The organism is Glutamicibacter halophytocola (assembly GCF_001302565.1).
Lineage (GTDB): Bacteria > Actinomycetota > Actinomycetes > Actinomycetales > Micrococcaceae > Glutamicibacter > Glutamicibacter halophytocola.
Genome location: NZ_CP012750.1, coordinates 1,948,100 through 1,969,253 on the forward strand (window position 1 = coordinate 1,948,100; position 21,154 = coordinate 1,969,253).

Sequence of the window (21,154 nt, forward strand, 5' to 3'; positions counted from 1 at the left end):
TCAGACCGGGTGCGATTAAGCGACGGCCATTTTCTTCGAGTGCTCAACGACATCCGAATCGTTGCGGCGCAGCCATTGGTACAGCGGCGCTTGAACGAACAGGGTGGACAACGCCGAGATGATAATGCCGACGAACAAGGCCAATGAAAGATCCTTGAGCGTACCTGCACCGAGCATGTAGGAACCGATGAAGAGAATCGACGCCACAGGCAGTACGGCCACCACAGAGGTATTGATTGAACGGACCAAGGTCTGGTTCACCGCGAGGTTCACCAACTGCTCAAAGGTGCGCTTGGACTGCTTGGTGAAGTCCTTCGTATTTTCACGAACCTTGTCGAAAACCACGACGGTGTCATAGAGCGAATAACTCAGAATCGTCAGGAAGCCGATAATGGCACTGGGGGTAATCTCGAATCCGGTGACCGAATAGATGCCGGCGGTCACGAAGATCACGACCAGCAGGCCTACGATGGCGGCCAGCGACATCTTCCAGGTGCGGAAGTATGCGGCCATCAAGAGTCCAACGAGGACCACGAAAGCGAACAGGCCAAGCAGCGCCTGACGAGAAACGTCCTGCCCCCAGGTTGGGCCGATGAAGTTGCTGGTCACTTCGTCACTGGATACCCCGTAGTCCTCAGCCAAAGATGCTGCGATTGCCAGAGTTTCGTCATCGCTCAGGCGCTCGGTCTGAACACGCATGGTGTTCGGTGCAATATTCGTGACCGTGGCCTCGGCGCCCGAAGCAACCGAGGTAACTGCGTGTTCACCGATTTTGATATCGGTGTTCTGGACATCCGAGACGGTGAACTCCGAGCCACCACGGAAGTCGATGCCGAGATTGAATCCGCCCTTGACTACAGGGACAAGGATCGACAAGATCACCATTGCGCCTGCGATGGCGAACCAAAGCCGGTGCTTGGAGGTGAACGGGTAGGAACGCTTGCCGGTGTAGAGCTCGTTGCCCCAAGTCACTAGCTTATTCATTGTTCTCCTCCTGAGCCTTCGACGATGCATTCCCGGGCCGGATCGCTTGGGCTGCCTCTTCGCGGCGGCGCTCAGCAATAGTCATGCGCTTGGCAGCTTCGTCTGAAGCCTTGGCATTCTTCTTGCCGCGGTTCGCCTCCGCATTCTCGCCGAATCGGCGAACCTGGCCGGCGCCCTTGTACAGCGGCTCAACGCCCAAAAGCGACGGATCAAGGCCGGACAGGCGGTGGCCATCGGCGAAGAACTTGGTCCGGGCCAGCAGCACCAGTGTTGGGTGCGTCAGGCCATAGACCACGACAAGGTCGATGATTGCAGTCAGGCCCAGGGTGAAGGCGAAGCCTCGCACGTTGCCGACGGCGACGATGTAGAGCACCACTGCGGCCAGGACGTTCACGGCTTTGGAAGCCAGGATAGTGCGCTTGGCTCGGCCCCAGCCAATGTCGACGGCACTGGCCAACGGACGGCCTTCGCGCAATTCGTCGCGTACGCGTTCGAAGTACACGATGAAAGAGTCGGCGATCAAGCCGATCGCTACAATCAGGCCCGCAACACCGGCCAGCGAGAGCCGGTAGTTCATTCCCCATCCAAGCAGGACCAGGGACAGGTAGGTGAGTACACCGGAGACCAACAGGGAAGCGATGGTCACCAGGCCCAGTGCGCGGTACTGGAACAGCGAGTAGATGAATACGAGCACCAGGCCGATGATGCCTGCGATCAAACCGGCAGTCAGCTGGTCGGCGCCAAGAGTCGCAGAAACCTGGCGCTCCGACTGAATGTCGAAGCTGATCGGCAAGGCGCCGTATTTCAGCTGCTCGGCCAACGCTTGCGAAGTTTCCTGCGTGAAGCCACCGGAGATCTGCGGGCGTCCGTCGGAAATCACGGCATTGGTCGTAGGGGCCGAGATGATCTGTCCGTCTAGGACGATCGCGAACTGGTTCTGTGCACCCTGGAGCGCAATCAGGCGCTGGGTGGTGTCAGCAAAGGTCTTGGTGCCCTGCTGGTTGAATTCAATGACAACAACCCACTCGCCAGTGACGGAACCATTTACTCCGCGGGCCAGCTGTGCGTAAGCGTCGGAGATCTGGTCGCCAGGGATTTCCTGGGGGCCAAGAATGTACTTGACTCCCACGCTCTCATCGCAAGAGATCATGGGCTTTGCGGGATCAGCGTCTTCACTGCTCTTCTTGTCTTCTTCATTGGTGCAGTCGAAGGCTTCGAATTTCTGGTAAAGATCTGCGGTCACCCAATTGGTGTCCGAAGCGTTTTTAGGTTCACCGTTTGGCTTGGGAAGATCAGCCTTGGCGGTGCGCTGGTCCTTGGGCGTCGCTTGGTAGCTGCCAGAGACGAGTACTGGACGGAATTCCATGGCCGCTGAAGCCTGGATCAGTTCGCGGGTTGCCTGGTCAGGAGTGCCCGGCATGGATACAACGACGTTGCGACCGGACTGGGTGGTGATTTCCGCTTCCGAAACACCGGAGCCGTCCACGCGCTGGCGGATAATTTCCACTGCCTGGTCCAGCTGCTCCTGGTTGATTTCCTGATCGCCCTGAACCCGTGGGGCCAGGATCATCTCGGTGCCGCCTTCAAGGTCGAGGGCCAGCTTGGGTCCCCACCCGGTTTTACCGTTCGCTGCACCAGCCACCAGCACGCCGGTTGCGATGATGAAGACGATCAGCAACCACAGCAACGCCTTGCGCGCCTGCTTAACAGGTCTGATTGATGACATCTAATGTGCTTTCTCGTGTTGGTGGCTGTAGCTTCGGGCCACCGCTTGCTACCCGGAAATTAGGAGTTGCGCTCGTCCTTGCCCTCGTCGTTCAAGCGACGCAGGGACTCTTCTGGGGTTTCAGCAACATCGCTGGTTTCTGCTGGCTGCTGCGTTGCGGCGGCAGCTGGCTCGTTATCCAGGAAGGTGGAAATGGCCTGGCGGTGCAGGGTCAGCACAACGCCGTTGGCGACCTCGACCTGTACGCGATCCTCTGCGTCAATGCCCACGACAGTGCCGAAGATGCCCGAGTTGGTCATCACCTTCGCGCCTGGCACGGTGTTGTTCTTCAGCTTCTCCTGCTGAGCGGACTGCTTCTTGCGGCCACGGAACATCATGAAGATCAACACTGCAAACAGCGCCACCATCAAGATGAGCGAAGGGTTGAAGCCGCCGCTGGCGGCCTGGGCGATTACGAGGGAATTCACGTATTTACCTGCTAACGAATTGTTGCGATTTGATCAAAAGTTCTAGGTTGCCGGGTCGCCCAGGGTCGGGCATTAACGGCAAAGACGCCCTACCGGACCCGTAAACGGGCAGAGGTCGGGCGTCTTTAGTCTAATGGCATACGGTCAACCGGCAGACCATTTACGCGGGCAGTGAAGTATTGCTTGCCTAATCCTCATCGGATTCATAGCTTTGGGCGCTGGCAAAGATGGCGTCCTTGGGCATGGCCAGTCCCAAATGCTCCCAAGCGCCTGGCATCGCGATGCGGCCGCGTGGGGTGCGCCCCATCAAGCCTTCGCGAACCAAGTAGGGTTCAGCTACGGTCTCCACGGTTTCCGTTTCTTCACCGACCGCAATGGCCAGGGTGGATAGGCCTACTGGTCCCCCGCCAAACTTGGTGCACAATGCTTCCAATACGCCGCGGTCCAATCGGTCCAGCCCACGCGCATCGACTTCATACATGTCCAGTGCTGCCGAGGCCGCCTTATGGTCGATCTCTTCGAGCTTGTGCACTAGCGCCCAGTCGCGCACACGGCGCAGCAGCCGGTTGGCAATTCGAGGTGTTCCGCGCGAGCGGCCGGCGATCTCGGTGAAGGCCGCCGAAGTCACGCTCAAATCCAGCATCATCGCTGAGCGGCGCAGTACAAGTTCAAGTTCTTGGACTGCATAGAATTCCAGGTGCCCGGTAAAGCCGAAGCGGTCGCGCAGCGGACCAGGCAACAGGCCAGCACGGGTAGTGGCACCGACCAGTGTGAATGGCGGCAACTCCAATGGGATGGCGGTAGCTCCCGCGCCCTTGCCGACAACAATATCTACACGGAAGTCTTCCATCGCCATGTAGAGCATTTCTTCTGCCGGGCGGGACATTCTGTGGATTTCATCCAGGAAAAGAACTTCGCCCTCGGTCAGCGAGGAGAGAATGGCTGCGAGGTCTCCCGCATGCTGGATTGCCGGGCCAGAAGAAATGCGCAGTGGCGCGTTCATCTCCGCGGCAATGATCATGGAAAGCGTTGTTTTACCGAGGCCCGGAGGCCCGGATAGCAGCACGTGGTCTGCAGTGCGTTCGCGGATCTTGGCAGCCTCGAGGACCAGCGATAGCTGCTGCCTGACGCGTGACTGGCCGACAAAGTCGTCAAGGTTGCGTGGTCGCAAGGCTGCTTCAAGGACCCGTTCCTCGGGCTCGCTCCCGGCGTTGGTCAGCCCTGTGGAATCGTTCATCGTCATGATCCTCTCGAAGCCGGCCTAGACTCGGGTTCCACTGGACATGCTGCGCAGCGCAGCACGCAAAATTTCGGCGACGTTGCCGCCGGAAACAATTTCCGGTTCGGCCTTGGAGAGCGACTTGAGCGTGCTGGTGGCGTCCTTCTCGCTCCAGCCCAGTCCGGTGAGCGCTTCGATGACCTGGGGCTCCCAGACGCTGAGCGAGCCGGCACCCGCCACCGGTGAGACCGGCGCGCCGGTTGGCACGAGCTTGCCATTGAGTTCCAGCACAATTCGGCTGGCTCCCTTGGGGCCAATGCCGGAAACCTTGGTGAAAGCGGCGGTGTCCTTGGTATTAGCCGCAATGCGCACTTCTTCGGGGCTGTGGACTGCGAGAATCGCCAGGCCGGTACGCGGGCCAATACCCGAGACCGAGATCAAGACTTCAAATACGTCGCGCTCTTCAGCGCTGGCGAATCCGAAAAGGGTCATGGAATCTTCACGGACCACCATGGAAGTGAATACGGTGGCTTCGCGTCCAACATGCAAGGTTGCCAGGGTTCCTGGGGTGGCATTGATCAACATGCCGAAGCCGTTGACGTCAATTACCGCAGTATTCAGGGTCACCGCTTGCACGGCGCCGGTCAATGAGCTGATCATGCCACTCCTTGGGATATATGTTCGATCGAACCCAGTTTATCGAAGATACCTACGAATCGCGACGTGGGCGGCGCAACGGTGGGTCGTGTTGCCTACCGGCGAATAGCTCGGCGCTTGGCCGAGGCTTCGGCGGCGATCCACGCTTGTTGCGCACCAGTGAGCTGGGAGGACCCGGTAGCGCTGGCTGCCGAGGCCGAAGCGTTCGACCCTGCAGCTGCTCCGCGCCAGCCGTGGGCGATCGCCAAAGCCACAGCATCTGCTGCGTCGGCTGGCTTGGGAGGCTCGTCGAGACGGCAGATCTTGGCAACCATTTTTCCGATCGCCACCTTGGTTGCCTGTCCTGAACCGGTCACCGCGGCCTTCACTTCGGTGGGCGTATGCAGCGCTACGGGGATGCCTCGCCGGGCTGCGGCCGTGATGACGACACCGGTGACCTGAGCCGTGCCAATAACGGTAGATACGTTGGCCGAAGCAAAGACCCGTTCGAGGGCCAGAACATCCGGCTTGTGCTCATCAAGCCACGCGTCGATGGCGTTGGCGATCGTCAAGAGCCGGGCGTCCAAGGGGGTGCCCGGCGGGGTGCCGGCAACGGTGACATCAACCAGCGAAACTTGCCTGTTTGCAGCGACGTCGACCACGGCCAGGCCACAGCGGGTCAGTCCGGGGTCGACGCCGACAACGCGAAGGGACAAGCCTTTACTGCTCTTCGTCCAGCGCGGCGCGAACCTCGTCGGACAGATCGGCGTTGGTGTAGACGTTCTGCACGTCGTCAAGCTCTTCCAATGCGTCGAAGAGCTTGAGGAACTTGCGGGCGCCGTCAACGTCCAGCTCTACCTTCATCGAAGGCAGGAATTCCATTTCATCGGATTCGTAGGCGATGTCAGCCTCATCCAATGCGGCGGCAACAGCACGCAGATCCGAGGGATCCGAAACGATGGCGAAATTCTCGTCCTCGTCCAGGATCTCGTCAGCACCGGCATCCAGCACGGTCATCAGCAGATCGTCCTCGGTCAGCTCGCCCTTTGGCAAGCGGACAACGCCCTGGCGGTTGAACAGGTACGCGACCGACCCCGGGTCGGCAACGGTGCCGCCGTTGCGGGTGATGCCAACTCGAACCTCGGACGCTGCGCGGTTCTTGTTGTCCGTAAGGCACTCGATCAGCAGAGCCGAGCCTTGCGGGCCACGTGCCTCGTAAATGATTTCGGTGTAGTCAACGACCTCGCCGGTCAGGCCGGCACCGCGCTTGATTGCGCGATCGATGTTGTTGACTGGCACAGAGTTCTTCTTGGCCTTGCTGACGGCAAGTTCCAGTGCCGGGTTGCCCGACATGTCTGCGCCGCCGGCGCGGGCTGCAACTTCGATGCCCTTGATGAATTTTGCGAAGGCTTTGGCGCGCTTGGCGTCAATCGCGGCCTTCTTGTGCTTGGTGGTTGCCCATTTGGAGTGGCCTGACATGCTTTAAGCGTCTCCTCGCGTGAGTTGGATGAAAAATTCGTGGATCGCCGTGCTGCCGGTGACTTCCGGGTGAAAGCTGGTTGCCAACAAATTTCCCTGGCGTACTGCAACAATTCTACCCTGTTCGCCATCGCCTTCGGCTGGAACCGTGCTGATCACTTGCACATCGGCGCCTACTTGCACCGCTTCAGGAGCCCGAATGAATACAGCTTCGAGGTTCTGCCCCAAGAAGCCCAACTGGTATTCGAATGAGTCCACTTGGCGGCCGAAGGCATTGCGCCGAACTGTCATGTCGATGCCGCCGAAGCTCTGCTGGATGGCACCAGTGCTGGAGACCGCAGGGTTCTCAATTCGGTCCGCCAGCATGATCATTCCCGCGCAAGAGCCGTAGGCCGGCATGCCCTGTGCGATGCGCTGCTTGATTGGCTCTGCCAGTGAATAGTTGCGGGAGAGCCGGTCGATGACCGAGGATTCTCCGCCGGGGATAACCAAAGCGTCGACCTTCGAAAGGTCGTCCGGGGTGCGCACAGCGAGCGTTTCTTGTCCCAGGCGCTGCAGGGATGCAAGATGTTCGCGGAAATCTCCCTGGAGGGCGAGGACGCCAATTTTCGGCATGGATGTGACCTTCATAGTTTGCGGGGTTCGAGGCGCACTAGGCGCCGAATCAACGTTAGTACCGGCTGAAGCAGCAGTTGATTTTGTTGCTCGGTGTGTCGTGTTTTCCCCGGTTGCGATTTTCAAGTCACACCTCAGCATCAAGCGGCATGAGGACTTTTCCCGGCTGGCTATCGCCACATGGAGCTGAAGAAGAGAGCCCCAGGCGCAATCAAGCAGGGAAAAGCGCCGGATCGATTCAATCCGCGGAAGTGACTAAACAGGTACTCTGAAAATACGGAAATTCCGATGAGAAGGTTGAGCATGCTTCAGGGGTACCAGCGTCCAAAGATAACCCACAGTGCCTACACAGATGACAGTGGCGCACCTATTGGCTATGGGCAGCGATGGGACGACCAGCCACCAGCGGAAACCTACTCGGTAACAGCGCATCCGCAGCGCTTCTCCCCTGTGCAAGTTGTGGCTGAGGCGCTCGTGGAATGGATCTGCGAATTCTACAAGGTGCGGTGTTTCGAAGACCCCGGCCTAGCGGCCCAATTGCGGGTACCTAGTGACGAGTTGGTGCGCTCAGTGAGATTGTTTCCGGAAGATTCGCGTTGTGCACCCATGGGCCTGGTTTTCACCAGGTTTTCCGGGGTGCAGCTTCGATTCGGCGCATTATTCCAGGCAGCCATGCCCCACTGCGGTTGCGATGCCTGCGATGAATCTGTCCCGGATCTGCTCGACGAGCTTGAGGCACAAGTGGGAGCGGTCCTCTCCGGCTCTTTTGTTGAAGTCCTGGATCTGGGGAACGGCCGGATGACCCATCAATTCAACGTGGAGGAGCTAGGTTCCTGTCAACAAGCGACAGGACTCGACGAAATTTCTCCCGCGCAGCTTGCATGGGCCCGTGCGGTCATTCCCGTGGATGGCGCGTGGGCGCCCTGGCCGGCACGCTAGCTTATTCGATTTTCCAGTCCTCCAGCCCATCATCGAATGCGCCGTAGGCATTTACGGTGGCCGTCGTCCGGGCTAGTGATGACTTGGCATCGGCTTCGGGCAAGCAAGCCGATGCTTCGAAGACCTGGCACCATGCCACCGGTGATTGCGAGAGCATATGCGGCACCCATTGAAGTTGTGAAACTTTCCAGTCGCCCGACTTCTCATCGTGGCTGAACGTTGCCTTGACGCTGATTCCTTCTCGGTTCAAGATGGTTTTTGTCGCATGCTTGGCCACCGAATTTCCCAGCCCGTAGACGATCCAGGTGCCATCGTGTTTTTCGATTGGCAGCGCCGAATGCGTGTGGTGCATGTAGATGAAGTCGAAGACTCCAGATTCGGCCAGCTCCCGGCCCAGTTTGCGCTGTTGGGCAGTTGGCCTGTTCGAATATTCAGTGCCATCGTGAATTGCGGCCACCACAACGTCAGCACCATCCTGGCGGGCCGATTTTCCGCGCTGTATCAGCTTTTGCGCGTCGACTCCGGTATCAACCTGCCAGTCGGCGGCCTCCGGCAGGCCATTGAGCGAGAACGTACTGGCAATCACGCCGAGCTTGATGCCGTCGATCTGTATGATCGGCGGTTCCTGCGCTTCTTTCTTGCTGCGGTACGACCCGGTGGCAAACAGCTCCTGCTCCTCCAGCGCGTCAAGGGTCCTGTTCACCCCGCTGGTTCCGGCGTCGACCGTGTGGTTGGTGGCAGTGGTGCAGCCGTCATAGCCGATGGATTTGAGATCGGAGAGAATCTGCGCAGGGACGGTGAACCGGGGATAGCCGGAGTACGGTGGCGTGCCGATGGGGGTTTCGAGATTGCATAGGGCGGCATCTGCGTCGTTCGCATAGGGTTTCAGGCCCGCAAGCAAAGCAGAAAAATCGTAGTCCTTCCCGTTGCCGGACTTGGCAGCGCTGCGAGCCTGCTCGAGCAGCGGAGGATGCAACAAGACATCCCCAGTCACCATGAGCGAAAACTCCTTCGGCTCGCTGGTTGCACTGGACTCGGGAGCAGGGGTGCTTGCTAGCGCGGGCTTGGAAGGGCGGGGTGCTTCGTCTGGCTCAACGCTTGCCGAGCACCCTGCCAGCAGTGCCGAAAGCAGTACGCCGACGGTCAAGGAACGGCAGGCCAGAGGCAAACGTGAGTGCATGCCTAGACCCTATCCCAGCAAGCTCTCAGGGGTGTAAATGCAAGCTAAATCACGTTGCCTGTGAAAACCTATGCTTATGCAAAATCCGCTCCTGGCGCCCAGCGCCAACCCCTATCAATGGCCGGCATTCGACGAACTCACTGCCGAACACTATTTGGAAGCGGCCAAACTCGGCGCCGCAGAACAGCGCACCGAATTGCAGCGCATCATCGAAGAGCAAAGTGCACCCGACTTTGCCAACACCTTCCTGGCGCTGGAAGCCAGCGGGCAGGTGCTGCGCCGTTCGATGATGACCTATTTCAGCGTCCTATCGGCCCACGGAACCGAACCGATCAGAGCCATCCAGACAGAGATGTCATCGATCTTCAGCGCCCAAGAAGACGAGATCTACCTAAACCAGGCCTTGTATTCGCGTTTACAAGCCGCAGATTGTTCGGGATTAGCTGGTGAAGACGCGCGCCTGGCCGAGCAAACGCTCAAAGCATTCAGGCTGGCCGGCGCTGATCTGGATGAAGCCCAGAAGCAGCAGCTGAAGCAGCTCAACGCACAGCTTTCCGAGCTCTCCAGCCAGTTCTCCAATCGCGTACTGGAAAACCAAAACGCCCATGCAGTCCACTTCGACTCGGCTGACGAGCTGGACGGCCTGTCACCACAGGCCCTCGAATCCGCAGCACAGTCGGCCAAGCAGGCCGGCCATTCGGCAGGATATCTTCTGCCATTGGTCTCCCCGACGCAGCAACCGGTTCTGGAGTCATTGACCAGCGGCGAAGCGCGGCGCAAGGTATTTGCCGCATCCATCTCACGCGGGGTCACCGAAAACCCCACGCTCCAGCTGGCCGCAGATATGGCAAAGCTACGTGCCGAACGTGCAGCCCTGCTGGGTTTTGCAAACCACGCTGAAACGGTGCTGGCCCAAGCGACAGCACCATCAACCGCGGCAGTTGAACAACGCCTCGCGGAATTGACCAAGGCGGCCACTGCCAACGCGCGCAAAGAAGCTGCGGTGCTGGGCAGCGTTGCCGACCACGAAGTGCAGGCGTGGGATTGGAAGTTCTACTCCAACCAGGTTTTGCGTGAACAGTATGCCGTGGACTCCGAGTCGCTGCGCAACTACTTCGAACTTGATCGCGTGCTGGTCGATGGCGTATTTGCCACCGCTACCAAGCTCTACGGGATCACCTTCGTTGAGCGTTTTGACCTGCCTGCCTATCACGAGCACGTTCGAGTCTTCGAAGTTTTTGATGCCGACGGAAGCCCGCTGGCGCTCTACACCGGTGACTATCTGGCCCGCGAGACGAAGAAGGGCGGCGCCTGGATGACCAGCCTTCGTGATGCCGCCTCCTATTTCAATGAACGTCCGATTGTCACCAACACCTTGAACATTTCGGCTCCTGCCCCTGGAGATCCGGTATTGCTCACCCTGGATGAAGCCAATACGCTCTTCCACGAGTTCGGCCACGCCCTGCACGGCATGTTCTCCAACGGGAAGTACGCTTCGCTCTCGGGCACCTCGGTCCCCCGGGATTTTGTTGAATTCCCCTCGCAGGTCAATGAGATGTGGGTACTGGATCAGCAGGTGCTGCCCGGTTACGCCGTGCACCATCAGTCCGGAGAGCAACTGGATGATGAAACCATTGCCAGAATCCGCGCAGCAGGACTGTGGGGCCAGGGGTTTGCCACGACCGAGTATCTGGCCGCGAGCGTTCTGGACTGGGCTTGGCACACCATTAACGCCGATACGGTCATTGATGATCCTGTGGCGTTCGAGCAACAGGTCCTTGCTGACGCCGGTTTTGATGCCGAGATGATTCCGCCACGCTATCGGACCGGTTATTTCCAGCACATTTTCGCCAATGGCTACTCCGCTGGCTACTACTCCTACATCTGGAGCGAGGTGCTTGATGCCGACACTGTGCAGTGGTTCGAGGAAAATGGCGGCCTGATGCGCGAAAATGGTAATCGGTTCCGCGAGGAACTGCTCTCGCGCGGAAACACGCGCGACCCCCTAGAGTCCTACGAATTATTCCGCGGCCGCACCGCACGGGTAGAACCGCTGCTGCGCCGTCGAGGATTGGTGAACGCAGAATAATGACGACGATTGCCTCCGCACAGGAAGCACTGAGCCACTGGCATCAGGCACTAGCAGTTGCCACCGGCGGCAAGATCTTTACCACCCACGGGTGCTCGTGGGCCTGGCAGCCGGTGCGCAAGCGCCTGATCCTGCTGTTCCCCGAGCATCCCGAACAAGCCGGGTTGCGCCCGGCGCTTGCCGAAGGCCACCGCCTGGGTGCCCGGCGGGTGGAAGCCTGGGTGAATTCCGGCGCCGACGCCGCCGAGCTGAAAGCCACCGGCTTTTCCGACAATGCCCAGGTCTCCTGGCATGCCGGCCCGCTGGCGATCCCGATGGATCGCTGGGCCGGCAAGATCCGCCTGGGCAACAACGTGCCCGAGGCCGCCGGGGCGGATGCCGCCGAACTGAACGTGACCAACCTGTGGCGCGAAACCAGTTCGCAGCTTTCCAGCGGCCACCCGGCCCTGCGCCGCGTCGAGCACGCCCTGGCGCGCACCGATGAGGGCGAGATTGTCGGGCGCGGTTTTGCCCAGCAGGGTTTGGGCGGGCAGCTGATGGTGCACTCGCTGGCCGTGGGCAAGGAGCACCGCCGCCACGGAGTGGGCACCGCGCTGCTCCATGGGCTCTCGCGCTCGATGATCAACCCGCTCTCACCGCCCGATGAGGAGGTCCCGCAGGAGCTGCTGGCCGCGGCCACGCCGTCCAGCGCCGATTTCTTCAGCGCCAACGGGCTGAAGCTGCTGGGCCGCGGGCGCCATATGGTGCTTCGCTCCTGGAACCAGTAGCGGGCTGTCCAACCTGCAAAAGCAGCGAGCCGGCCACGGGAAATCTCCCGTGGCCGGCTCGCTGCTTTAATCACGCCGCGCTCAACACCGGGTCACGAGGCCCGGCGCACCCGATAGACCAAACGCGCAAAAGGACCCGCTGGCCTCGCCTCGGCCAGTTCCAGCCGGTCGCTGCCAATGTTCCTCGGCAGCAATGGTGCCCCGCCGGCCAAGGCCGCGGGCGCGATGGTCAGGGCCAGGGTATCGATCGCATCGATATCGAGGAATTGGCCGAGCAGTTCTCCCCCGCCGAGCACCCAGATGTTCTTCTCTCCTGCCGCGCCGCGGATCTGGGGCAGCACCCCGGCAACCGGGCCATTGACCAGGCGCACGTCGGCCCCTTCCGGGATGGGCAGCTCGCGCGAGGTGAACACATAGGTGGTGATCCCCGGGTAGTAATCCTGCCACTTGTGCGGGTTCTCGATGAACCGTTCATGCTCGAGCAGCCACAAGTAGGTGGAGGCGCCTTCCACGTGGACGCCGACGTTGCGGGGCAGCAGTTCCGGGTCGGGCTCGTGCGCTCCGGGAACTTCGAAAAGCCACTGCAGGCTGTGGTTTTCATCGGCCAGATAGCCGTTCAGCGTGACGGCCGCGTCGAAAATGATCTCGCTCATGGGCTTCAGTCTGCCACAGCTGCGTGCTCGGCGCCGGCGTTCCTGCTGCGGAGCAATTCCAGGGCATCGGCACTAGAACTGCCCGGCTCTGGCAGATAGCTGGTGATAGTCAGCCCAGAGGAGGACTGCACCGCGAGAACCTCGTAGCAGATCGCCATCTTCCCCGCCACAGGGTGGACGATGCGCCAGATGCCACTAATTTGCAGGAATTGAAGTCCGCGGCAGTTGCATCAAGACTGAAAAAGCACGGGCCCGCCCACCGGAATTCGGTGGCACGGACCCGTGCTTTTCGCTGTGCAGGGTTTACCAGCCGCGCTCCGAAAGGCGGTGAGGCACTGGCACGTCGGCGACGTTGATGCCGTGGTCCAAGATGAGCGATCCTCAAAATATGGCGAGAAACGGCCGGAGATCCGAATGCACCCGGACACCACGTACGCTCACGCAATGCCTTCGTGTGGTAACCAGTGCTGACCACGGTAGAGTAGACAGATGGAGTCCAAAAGCTTCAATCGCGTGAATAAACTCTACTTCAGCAGTCACCCTGCAACCGTCAATCAGAGACACCTCCACCTACGACTTCCCGATTCGTGACAGCATGATGCAACAAAAGCCTTACCAAAGTCGCGTAGCGTCTGGTTAGACCCCCTGTCAGCAGTCCAGCGTCTATGCGATAAGCAATCGGTATTCGAGCGTCCAGTTATCCCAATAACGATTCGGCGTCATATCGTTCGGTGATAGGTTTGCTCGTTCCTGTTTGTAAACAGCCTTCGACTCCTCTGACGCTGTATATCAGAATTCAATTGCCATCCACCGCTGCAGACTTCCCGCCAGTGTTATCGGAGACGCTTCGAACCTGTTCGCATCTGTAGAAATGCCGCTAGAATGACAGGAACTCTGCGGCCTGAAAGAGGAGCCTAATGAAACCAGGAACCTGTGATGAACCGCTATGCGACGCCGAAGCCGCATGGGGAGCCAGCAAACGCTCAGCTTGGTGTCAGAATCACGCAGTCCAGCGATTTCGCCAGAAGGGTGTCGAGCCGTTGGAGCCGGTCCAAAAGCTCACCACCTTCACGCTTACCCGTTGCCTGACATGTGGGTGCGAGGCCCACTACAAGTTGGACTACGCGCTCACTCGCCATGACCCTGAGGAGGGTGTCTGCCGTGCTTGCTACTGGAAAAAGTGGGCGGAGAGCAGTGAGCAGTGGGGTTCACGTGTCCCCGCAGACCTATCCCAGGTGCGGGAGCTGGCTGACGAGAATGGCTACGAATATCTTGGTCCTCTGACCAGTCCCGCTCTCGGTGAAGACCCACATCATGTACGCTGCCGGTTCTGTCAGCGGCTATCTGCCGAGCGCCCCGGCGACATCGCCTGGGGCTGTGGTTGCCAGCGGAGAACACGAAGGAAGAGCGCATCGGCACCATCAGCCAACATAGCCAAGAAGCCGAACCTCTTCAAGGAATCAAACAGCGCGGCTCTTGCCTGGTGGGACTACGAACTCAACGACCCTCATTCACTGGCAACAGCGACAATTCGGGCGACGAGGCAGGCTCATTGGGTATGCCCGAAATGTGACCATCACTTCACAGAGTCAGTTCGGAGAATGGCTGAGTTATATCCATCTTGTCCTGTATGTCTTGAACGGGAGCGGGCGGAGCGTAAGAAGGAACATGACTACTACTCCAACCTCCATGTCTTCGACGTGCCCGAACTTCTTGTTGCTTGGGCCGATGAGCAAGACCCCAGACAGGTGTCAGTGACTCAAAACTTCCCACTGAGGCGGTTCGTCTGCGCGAAAGGTCACCACCCACGGATATCGCCCTACACCTTCCTTAAATCCGGCTGCCCTCACTGCCGTAGTGATGACACTCGAGCCGCAACGGACATGGCGATTGAGCAAGAGCCTGAGTTGATGCGGTTGGACCCAGAAACCGCCTCTCAGTGGCACCCCACCGCAAATGATCGTTTGGACATCCGCAAGATATCGCCGACGTCGAATCGCGAAGTCACCTGGTTGTGTCACGAGTGCGATCACACTTGGGTGGAAACACCTAAGTCGAGATCCTACGCATCCGCACTCAGATGCCCCGTGTGCCGCTCCATCTTCGACAGCCTCGCCTTTCACCATCCAGATCTGGCAGCAGAGTGGAGTCCCAACAATCCGATGACCGCTTGGCAAGTCCGTCCTAGCTCGAACGTCATCACGCCGGCATGGGTCTGCTCCACAGATCCGGCTCATATCTTCACGATGGCACTGGCCTCAAGGACAAAAGGCGGCACTTGTCCTGAATGCAGCGAGCACGGCAAGTCGAAGACAGAGCTCGACTACCACGCGGCAGCAAAGAAGGCATTTGGTAATGCGACATCAGGAAAGCGGATCGCAACAGGAAAGGGCAGCACCGCCCGCATCTGGCGACCCGATATTACGGTAAAGCTTGCAGATGGATCGGCACTCGTTATTGAATACGACGGCAGTTACTGGCATAGGAACAAGCAGGAGGTGGACGTGAGGAAAAGTGAAGCGGTCCTGAATGCTGGGCACCGCGTTGTCCGCCTTCGGGAACACCCCCTTGGACCACTGCCGATCGATCACGAGCGCTACTTGGAACTACAGGTCTACCCCACGGCTCCAGACCCTGAGGGGGTCATGAAAAGCATAATGATTTGGACAGAGACTTAATTCCGGAACGCAACCTCGAAGGAGTTTGCAACGACGGAGCCACCTTTCGCCCGCTGTACTTGACCGGCGACGAGTGGGCGCGGGAGCTGCCAGATGGCTCGTGCACGCTGTCGTGCACATCGGCTGGTTTCGCGAGGAAACTGGCGGGAGCCGGGGCCAACTAGCCGTCCTGTTAAAACCACGTGGCCTCGCAAGTGGCCTACATGGACGCGAATAGGCCACTGCGTCGCCGCATCGTGTTCCCTGCAAGTTGCGCAAATGCGCGAGAAACTCATCTTCATCGCCCAGGATCAACCGCAGATACTTGCTACGTCGCACAATGCCCGTGATCGTCGCACCGGCCATCCGCGCTGTGAGAGCTGCAGAACCAGCCACATGACCACGAGTTGCCCAGACATTCCAACCGACCGCCGGGGCGGTCGCCGGACCGCAGGCACGGCCATCTGGATGAACTTTGCAGGAACCGTCAGCACCTGCGCAGCCGCGGTTGGTTCACCGGGCAGGTGTAGGACGATCTTCTCATGAACGCGTCACGGCGGATCAACGCGAGACCACCCCGTTGTCGGTGCAGTGTTGGCCCTCGTGTTCATAGGCATTCAGCGGCCGGGCGAAATATCCTGACTTCACACGCTAGGTACGTTCAATGACAGGATGAGCGATGAAGAGCGTTTGCCCTGGTCGGAATCATTTTCGCGCCGGGAGTTAGCCATCGCGATCACGGAGCTTGCCTGTGAGAACCTCGCCGATGTGCGTAGGTTCACAGTGGAACGGCCTCGCGGACCTCACGGACGTACTCGTCGTGCGCGACAGAAGGCTTCCCTGGCAGACGCGTCGCCAGATGGTCCTGGTACGGCAGCGGCGGCGACGCCGAGGAGTCCATCTTTGGACATCGGACATCGGGAGTCTGGTGCGTAATTGCTGATGATGGTTTGGTTGGCTTACGCCCTCATCGCGACACCTTGCTCATAGCTGCCGAAGAATGCTCGTGCGTCTCCCGCCCAAAGATTCAGACGCTGACGAGGTCATGTTCCCGTGGCTTCACGGTCTGGCAACGCGCGGCATAGACGATTTGTCCGATTAAGATCGCTCCGAACGAGCTGAAAATTCCGGCCGCAAGGGTGATCGAACGGACGCCCAGTGCGAAGGCGATGACCTGGCCGCCCGCCCACGAACCAAGCGCTGCGCCTAGGGCAAAGGCGGCCATGTTGACGGTCAGCGACAGGGTCGGCGCGTCCGCAGCTGTGGAGAGGATCCTGACTTGGAGTCCGGGGATTAGCGCGAACGTCGCGATGGAGAACAGAACGAGGAATACGGCGCTTCCCACCGCGGACAGGGCGACGATCCAGTACAAGATGCAGACCGCCACGAGCACCCATGAAAGACCGACGACGGTGGCTTCGACGGAGCGATTGGCGCACCGGCCACCGATGAAGTTCCCGATGATCGAGCCGATGCCGTAGGCAAGTAGCACCAAGGGCACCCATTCGGCGGGAAAGCCGCCGACGTCAGTGAGCAGGGGCACCATGTAGGTGATCAGGGTGAACATGCCAGCCGCGCACAGCACTGTCCCCAGTACTGTCCCGATGACCTGCCACTTCAGGAAGGCTCGCACCTCATGCTTTACCGAGGTCGGTTCCACTGCCTTGCCATCGTCGGGGATCGCGATGAGGATCAGCATGGATGAGATTAGGGCAAGCACGGCGACGCTTCCAAAAGTGGCTCGCCAGTCGATCTGCTGCGCGACGAACGTGCCAAAGGGAACCCCAAGCACTGTTGCCAGGTTCACTCCGAGTTGGGTGCCTGCGACAGCGGACCCCTTCTTCTGCTCGGTGGCCATATTGCCTGCGGTCACAACGCATACGGCCATGAAGGTGCCCTGGATGACTGCGGTGATCATGCGACCGACCAGCAACAGTTCGAAGGTTGGCGCGAAAACGCACACGATGTTGCCGAAGACCGACACGAGTAGGAGCAGAACGAGCAGGTACTTGCGCCGGAAGCGCGTCGTAACTGCGGTGACGATGGGGCCTCCGACGACGACCGTAAGCGCGTACACGGTGACCAGTAGTCCTGCCGTGGGTATCGTCACCGACAAGTCTCGTGAGAGTTCACCGAGCATGCCGCTCGGTGAGAGTTCCGCGGTACCGACGCAGAATATGCCCAGGACGAGCACGGCCATCCGAAAATGTATGGAGGTTTTCCCAGAAGCTGATGAAGAAGAATACAAGGACCGTCACTTCCTCAACGACAGGATCGTGTCGCGGACGTGGGGCAGCTCGATGATACCCTCGTCGGCGAGGAAGTGCCCTGCACCAATAACAACCTGTGCTGAGACTCCGAGCCGGCCTGCCAGGTCGTCGGTATACGTGGGCGGGACGATTGAGTCGTTGTCGGAGCGGATGACCACGATCCGATCGATGTGCTCGCTGAAGCCAGTCAGGTCGCAGCCGTCACCTATGAAGTCGTTTAGCTCGGGCAGAATGGGAAGCCGGTCGATGAAACCCGACACGAGGACCAACGTGCCCAGCCTCCAACTGCCAGGCAGAGAACGCAGATAGCGCAGCACTGACAGGCAGCCAAGGCTGTGGGCGATCGCGATCGTGTGCTCGTTCGGCTGTTTCAGGGCGGATCGGACGTTGTTCTCCCACTGAACGGCGCAAGGGTCGAGAGGGCTCTGCAGTGCTGGGATCGCGGTGCTGATGTTCTCTGCTTCGAGTTGCTCGGCGAGCCAGCCAAACCAGTGGTCCTCGGGGGTCGCGCCGTAGCCGTGGAAGATTACGGCGCGCTGCTGCGTTGTGCTTGGAGTCTGAAGAGTTGCAGTCGTCATAACTCAGGACTGTAGAGGTTCACGTTAATGTGAAGGTCAAATCGAGCAGGAGGAGCGAATCGTGCAGATCGGCGAACTAGCGAGAAAGACGGGCGTGAGCGCGAGGGCGCTCCGACACTACGAAGACAGAGGACTCCTAATCCCCGAACGCACCAGCGGCGGCTACCGCGACTACTCCGAAGAGGACGTGACCCGGGTCGCGCAGATCAAAGCGATGATCGCCGCCGGCCTTAGCACCGCCACTATCCGGCGCTACCTCGACTGCGCCCGATCCGGAGATCACGGCACTACTTTAGAGATGTGCCCAGACCTGCGTACCGAGCTCGACTTGATCGCCGAAAGCCTCACCGCGAAGCAGGCCCACCTCCGTGACACCCAGCAACGGCTTGAGGCGATCACGTTATTCCCTTAGGCCCGAAAACAACGTGATCAAGCATCATCGTGCCTGACTGACGGTGCTCGCTTCACGCAGACCGGCCGTCGAAGCTTCTTCGTGCAATGCTTGCGACATCATGATCAGCTCGATGCCGCAAGGCACGGGCTGATTTTCCGTTCCGTGCGTTTCATGGCGGACCAGCGCGAAGCCTTGGCTGCCCATCGACGAACAGATCCACCGGCTGGCGTGGCACGGTGTCGAAATCGAAAACCGGTGTCGGGCCGCCTCGGTCGTGCGGGCGGGCGGATGCTGTCGACTCATTGATTGTGCATGCCCCTCAAAATGTGGGCAGGCTCGGAGTCACGGCCTTCGAACCTCGCAAGTCCTGGATCTCGTAGAATCAGGCTCATGACCCCCGAGGAACTTCAGCAGCTGCCCACCGGCCAACTCCTGCGGTTGGAAACAATGGTTCGGGCGGAATTTGCCCGACGCGGAATCTCCCGCACAGCAACCAGCCTGGCCGGCGAACTGGGCGAACACCTCACGAAGCTGGTCTATGGCGGCACTCTGGCAGTCCAGGGCACCGCATCGCACGATCTCATCGATCGGCAGGGCCGGACAATTCAGGTGAAGACCCGCATGCTTCCTACCGGTGCCCAGCGTCATTTTCAGTTCAATGAAGACCAGCTCGAATTCAAGCTCGCGGTCTGCCTGTGCTTCAACCGTGAGACCTTCGAACTTGAGTGGGCTCGCGAGTTCAATCGTGCAGAGATAGAAGATCTGAGCACCGATCACGAAACGGGTCCTCGCTTGCGGACCGGCAAAGCGTTCAAGAACGGCAAGGACAAGACCGAGCTGTTCCGTTCTGCGCTCGCCAGCCTCGACATCTGACGGCGTCCATGCGGTGAAGTACACGTCGCTTGCCGATCGGTGGAATCGCCATGGACGCGCACTATTGCAATCATTGCGCACACCGTGCACCATACTTCCGAACACGTTCCGAATATCATGGAATCATGACGATCGCAGCTGATTCTTCCACGACCACCCGACGCTCATCGGATTTAAGCAAGCACTCGGCCGAGGTCTTCGCCGAGGCCGAGGAGCACCCCGTCACAGTGACCCGCCGCGACGGCGAGTCCCTCGTGCTCATGTCTCAACGCGAGGCCGACGCCCGCGCCGAGCTCCTGAACATCGCCGGCACGCTCATCACGGTGACGCTCGAGGAGGGCCTCCTGAGCGAGCGCATGGCCAACCAGTACCCGTGGATGTACGCACTGAGCGCCCAGGATCGCGAGCAGTGCGCCCGGGACCTCATCGACGCCGCTCGGGCGTCCTTCTCGACGCAGCAGCCTCACCTGGCGATCACGAAACTCACCAGCTGGCGCGAGACCGCCACGGCAATCGCCGCGGGCCTGGGCTCTGAACCGGTCGAATGGCTTGACGAAGACGACGACACTGTAGTCGAGCGCCCCTGACCATGGCTAAGCAGCCCCTTGTCCCACGTCCTGCGAAGAAGTCGGAATACGTATTGAAGTTCGCCACGAATCAGTCGGAAAAGGGCTGGCGAGACCTCGTAGCTACGATCAGGAACCCCATGAGCGAGACCTGGGATTTCCTGACTCGCGCCCCCCCTTGATGAGAACCCTAAGCAACTACCCGCTCGAAGGATCGCTGGGCGTGATCACTCGGGGCGACCGAACATGCGAGCGCTGGCAGCATAAACCCACACTCAAGGGCACAGCTCGGGTATGGTTCTACGTTGACGCTGGCACTGTCTTCCTGGAACAGGTCCATACTGCTCATCCCCACGAGGCAAAGTAGCCCGGCATCGGATAGTTCACCCCGCGGGTGATGCGACTGCTCTCAGAAGACGTGACAGGCAGGCCCCAGCGCGAAATCGACGCGTTCTTCGGCGATCGGGGAATCCGCCTCGGGCCGCCGCAGTCCACGCCGCCACCGACATAAAATGCTCGCGGTGCCAACCCTGCTTCTCATCACGGATGGCACCGCTCTGATGTTCTCAAGCATGCGATACGAGTTATCGATATCGGCGCGACGAGAGATCTCGAAAAGGAGGTCTCAGTCCTCCGCATACTCGTACGCGTCCCATTGCCGCCGCGGCTGCCACTCTGCACACGCCGCCACATCTAATTCGGAGCCAGATTAACGCCGCGGGCGCGGCTGGCACACCGGGCAGGTGTACGAGGAGGCCCCATGAACTCGTCCCGGCGAATCAGCGAGGCCACCCCGTTGTCGGCGCAGCACAGACAGGACTGGCCCTCGCGACCGTAGGCGTTCAGCGACCGAGCAAAGTAGCACGATCTTACGCTCACATTGACGTACAGGGCATCGATGCTCGCCCCACCGCTCTGCACAAGCCGCCTCATGGTGAAGAAAATGAGATGAGAAGTATGCCTCGACCGAAAATTGTATCTCGCGGTTACCGGCCTCCCCTGGCGCAATCGGACGATATAACAGCTATCGTCTAACTGGCAACTGTCGAGCACCAAGGCTAC

At 59.8% G+C, this 21,154-nt stretch carries 21 protein-coding genes and 1 pseudogene; 8 read left to right on the plus strand and 14 right to left on the minus strand.

Going from position 1 to position 21,154, the window contains the following annotated elements; translation table 11 throughout:
* Window positions 1-15: 15 nt before the first annotated feature.
* From secF to pdxT, 8 genes are all read right to left on the minus strand, one after another.
* Window positions 16-984, minus strand: coding sequence for a protein translocase subunit SecF (gene secF / locus AOZ07_RS08960; RefSeq protein WP_060701684.1), 969 nt, complete (start codon window positions 982-984; stop codon window positions 16-18).
* The gene (gene secD, locus AOZ07_RS08965) at window positions 977-2,710 is read right to left on the minus strand and encodes a protein translocase subunit SecD (RefSeq protein ID WP_060701685.1); all 1,734 of its coding nucleotides are present in this window, start codon (window positions 2,708-2,710) and stop codon (window positions 977-979) included. The genes secF and secD overlap by 8 nt, the downstream gene beginning before the upstream one ends.
* 59 nt (window positions 2,711-2,769) lie before the next feature.
* Complete coding sequence (gene yajC, locus AOZ07_RS08970; protein WP_060701686.1) at window positions 2,770-3,177, minus strand: preprotein translocase subunit YajC; 408 nt, start codon at window positions 3,175-3,177, stop codon at window positions 2,770-2,772.
* A 187-nt stretch (window positions 3,178-3,364) separates the two neighbouring features.
* Window positions 3,365-4,414, minus strand: a complete 1,050-nt coding sequence (gene ruvB, locus AOZ07_RS08975; protein WP_060701687.1) for a Holliday junction branch migration DNA helicase RuvB — start codon at window positions 4,412-4,414, stop codon at window positions 3,365-3,367.
* Window positions 4,415-4,438: 24 nt separating this feature from the next.
* Window positions 4,439-5,056 (minus strand): Holliday junction branch migration protein RuvA, encoded by a 618-nt coding sequence (gene ruvA / locus AOZ07_RS08980; RefSeq protein WP_060701688.1) that lies wholly within the window; start codon window positions 5,054-5,056, stop codon window positions 4,439-4,441.
* A gap of 92 nt (window positions 5,057-5,148) precedes the next feature.
* Window positions 5,149-5,748, minus strand: a complete 600-nt coding sequence (ruvC, locus tag AOZ07_RS08985; RefSeq protein ID WP_060701689.1) for a crossover junction endodeoxyribonuclease RuvC — start codon at window positions 5,746-5,748, stop codon at window positions 5,149-5,151.
* 4 nt (window positions 5,749-5,752) lie between these two features.
* The gene (locus AOZ07_RS08990) at window positions 5,753-6,511 is read right to left on the minus strand and encodes a YebC/PmpR family DNA-binding transcriptional regulator (RefSeq protein ID WP_060701690.1); all 759 of its coding nucleotides are present in this window, start codon (window positions 6,509-6,511) and stop codon (window positions 5,753-5,755) included.
* A 3-nt stretch (window positions 6,512-6,514) separates the two neighbouring features.
* A complete protein-coding gene (gene pdxT, locus AOZ07_RS08995; protein WP_084793194.1) occupies window positions 6,515-7,126 on the minus strand; it encodes a pyridoxal 5'-phosphate synthase glutaminase subunit PdxT in 612 nt (203 codons plus the stop codon).
* A gap of 303 nt (window positions 7,127-7,429) precedes the next feature.
* Here pdxT and AOZ07_RS09000 point away from each other — a divergent pair, with 303 nt between their 5' ends.
* Complete coding sequence (locus AOZ07_RS09000) at window positions 7,430-8,065, plus strand: DUF6226 family protein (RefSeq protein WP_194943850.1); 636 nt, start codon at window positions 7,430-7,432, stop codon at window positions 8,063-8,065.
* A 1-nt stretch (window position 8,066) separates the two neighbouring features.
* On the opposite strand, the gene AOZ07_RS09005 is transcribed toward AOZ07_RS09000, so the two are convergent.
* Entirely contained in the window at window positions 8,067-9,245 is a 1,179-nt protein-coding gene (locus tag AOZ07_RS09005) for a CapA family protein (RefSeq protein ID WP_060701693.1), read from the minus strand.
* Window positions 9,246-9,321: 76 nt separating this feature from the next.
* Between AOZ07_RS09005 and AOZ07_RS09010 the strand changes: the two genes are divergently transcribed.
* Entirely contained in the window at window positions 9,322-11,334 is a 2,013-nt protein-coding gene (locus AOZ07_RS09010) for a M3 family metallopeptidase (RefSeq protein WP_060701694.1), read from the plus strand.
* Window positions 11,334-12,101: a GNAT family N-acetyltransferase gene (locus tag AOZ07_RS09015; protein ID WP_060701695.1), complete on the plus strand. Its 768-nt coding sequence runs from the start codon at window positions 11,334-11,336 to the stop codon at window positions 12,099-12,101. The genes AOZ07_RS09010 and AOZ07_RS09015 overlap by 1 nt, the downstream gene beginning before the upstream one ends.
* 92 nt (window positions 12,102-12,193) lie before the next feature.
* Here the strand turns inward: AOZ07_RS09015 and AOZ07_RS09020 are convergent, their stop codons facing one another.
* Window positions 12,194-12,754 carry a dihydrofolate reductase family protein gene (locus AOZ07_RS09020; RefSeq protein WP_060701696.1) on the minus strand — a complete coding sequence of 187 codons (561 nt, stop codon included), beginning with the start codon at window positions 12,752-12,754 and terminating at the stop codon, window positions 12,194-12,196.
* Between the two features lie 5 nt (window positions 12,755-12,759).
* Window positions 12,760-12,960, minus strand: a complete 201-nt coding sequence (locus AOZ07_RS18780; RefSeq protein ID WP_335334234.1) for an MmyB family transcriptional regulator — start codon at window positions 12,958-12,960, stop codon at window positions 12,760-12,762.
* A 711-nt stretch (window positions 12,961-13,671) separates the two neighbouring features.
* Here AOZ07_RS18780 and AOZ07_RS19245 point away from each other — a divergent pair.
* Window positions 13,672-14,379: pseudogene (locus AOZ07_RS19245) on the plus strand (hypothetical protein); the annotation flags it as partial.
* Between the two features lie 258 nt (window positions 14,380-14,637).
* The gene (locus tag AOZ07_RS19080) at window positions 14,638-15,432 is read left to right on the plus strand and encodes a zinc-ribbon domain-containing protein (protein ID WP_236995156.1); all 795 of its coding nucleotides are present in this window, start codon (window positions 14,638-14,640) and stop codon (window positions 15,430-15,432) included.
* A gap of 1,006 nt (window positions 15,433-16,438) precedes the next feature.
* Here AOZ07_RS19080 and AOZ07_RS09030 read toward each other — a convergent pair.
* Entirely contained in the window at window positions 16,439-17,611 is a 1,173-nt protein-coding gene (locus tag AOZ07_RS09030) for an MFS transporter (protein ID WP_060701698.1), read from the minus strand.
* A gap of 54 nt (window positions 17,612-17,665) precedes the next feature.
* On the minus strand, window positions 17,666-18,259 hold the full coding sequence (locus AOZ07_RS09035) for an RBBP9/YdeN family alpha/beta hydrolase (protein WP_060701699.1): 594 nt from the start codon (window positions 18,257-18,259) through the stop codon (window positions 17,666-17,668).
* A gap of 61 nt (window positions 18,260-18,320) precedes the next feature.
* Between AOZ07_RS09035 and AOZ07_RS09040 the strand changes: the two genes are divergently transcribed.
* On the plus strand, window positions 18,321-18,671 hold the full coding sequence (locus AOZ07_RS09040) for a MerR family transcriptional regulator (RefSeq protein WP_060701700.1): 351 nt from the start codon (window positions 18,321-18,323) through the stop codon (window positions 18,669-18,671).
* 24 nt (window positions 18,672-18,695) lie between these two features.
* Here AOZ07_RS09040 and AOZ07_RS18785 read toward each other — a convergent pair whose 3' ends face one another.
* Complete coding sequence (locus AOZ07_RS18785) at window positions 18,696-18,956, minus strand: hypothetical protein (protein ID WP_194943630.1); 261 nt, start codon at window positions 18,954-18,956, stop codon at window positions 18,696-18,698.
* 87 nt (window positions 18,957-19,043) lie between these two features.
* Between AOZ07_RS18785 and AOZ07_RS09045 the strand changes: the two genes are divergently transcribed.
* On the plus strand, window positions 19,044-19,526 hold the full coding sequence (locus AOZ07_RS09045) for a DUF6998 domain-containing protein (RefSeq protein ID WP_060701701.1): 483 nt from the start codon (window positions 19,044-19,046) through the stop codon (window positions 19,524-19,526).
* Between the two features lie 125 nt (window positions 19,527-19,651).
* Window positions 19,652-20,113, plus strand: coding sequence for a prevent-host-death protein (locus AOZ07_RS09050; RefSeq protein ID WP_060701702.1), 462 nt, complete (start codon window positions 19,652-19,654; stop codon window positions 20,111-20,113).
* Window positions 20,114-21,154: the final 1,041 nt, after the last annotated feature.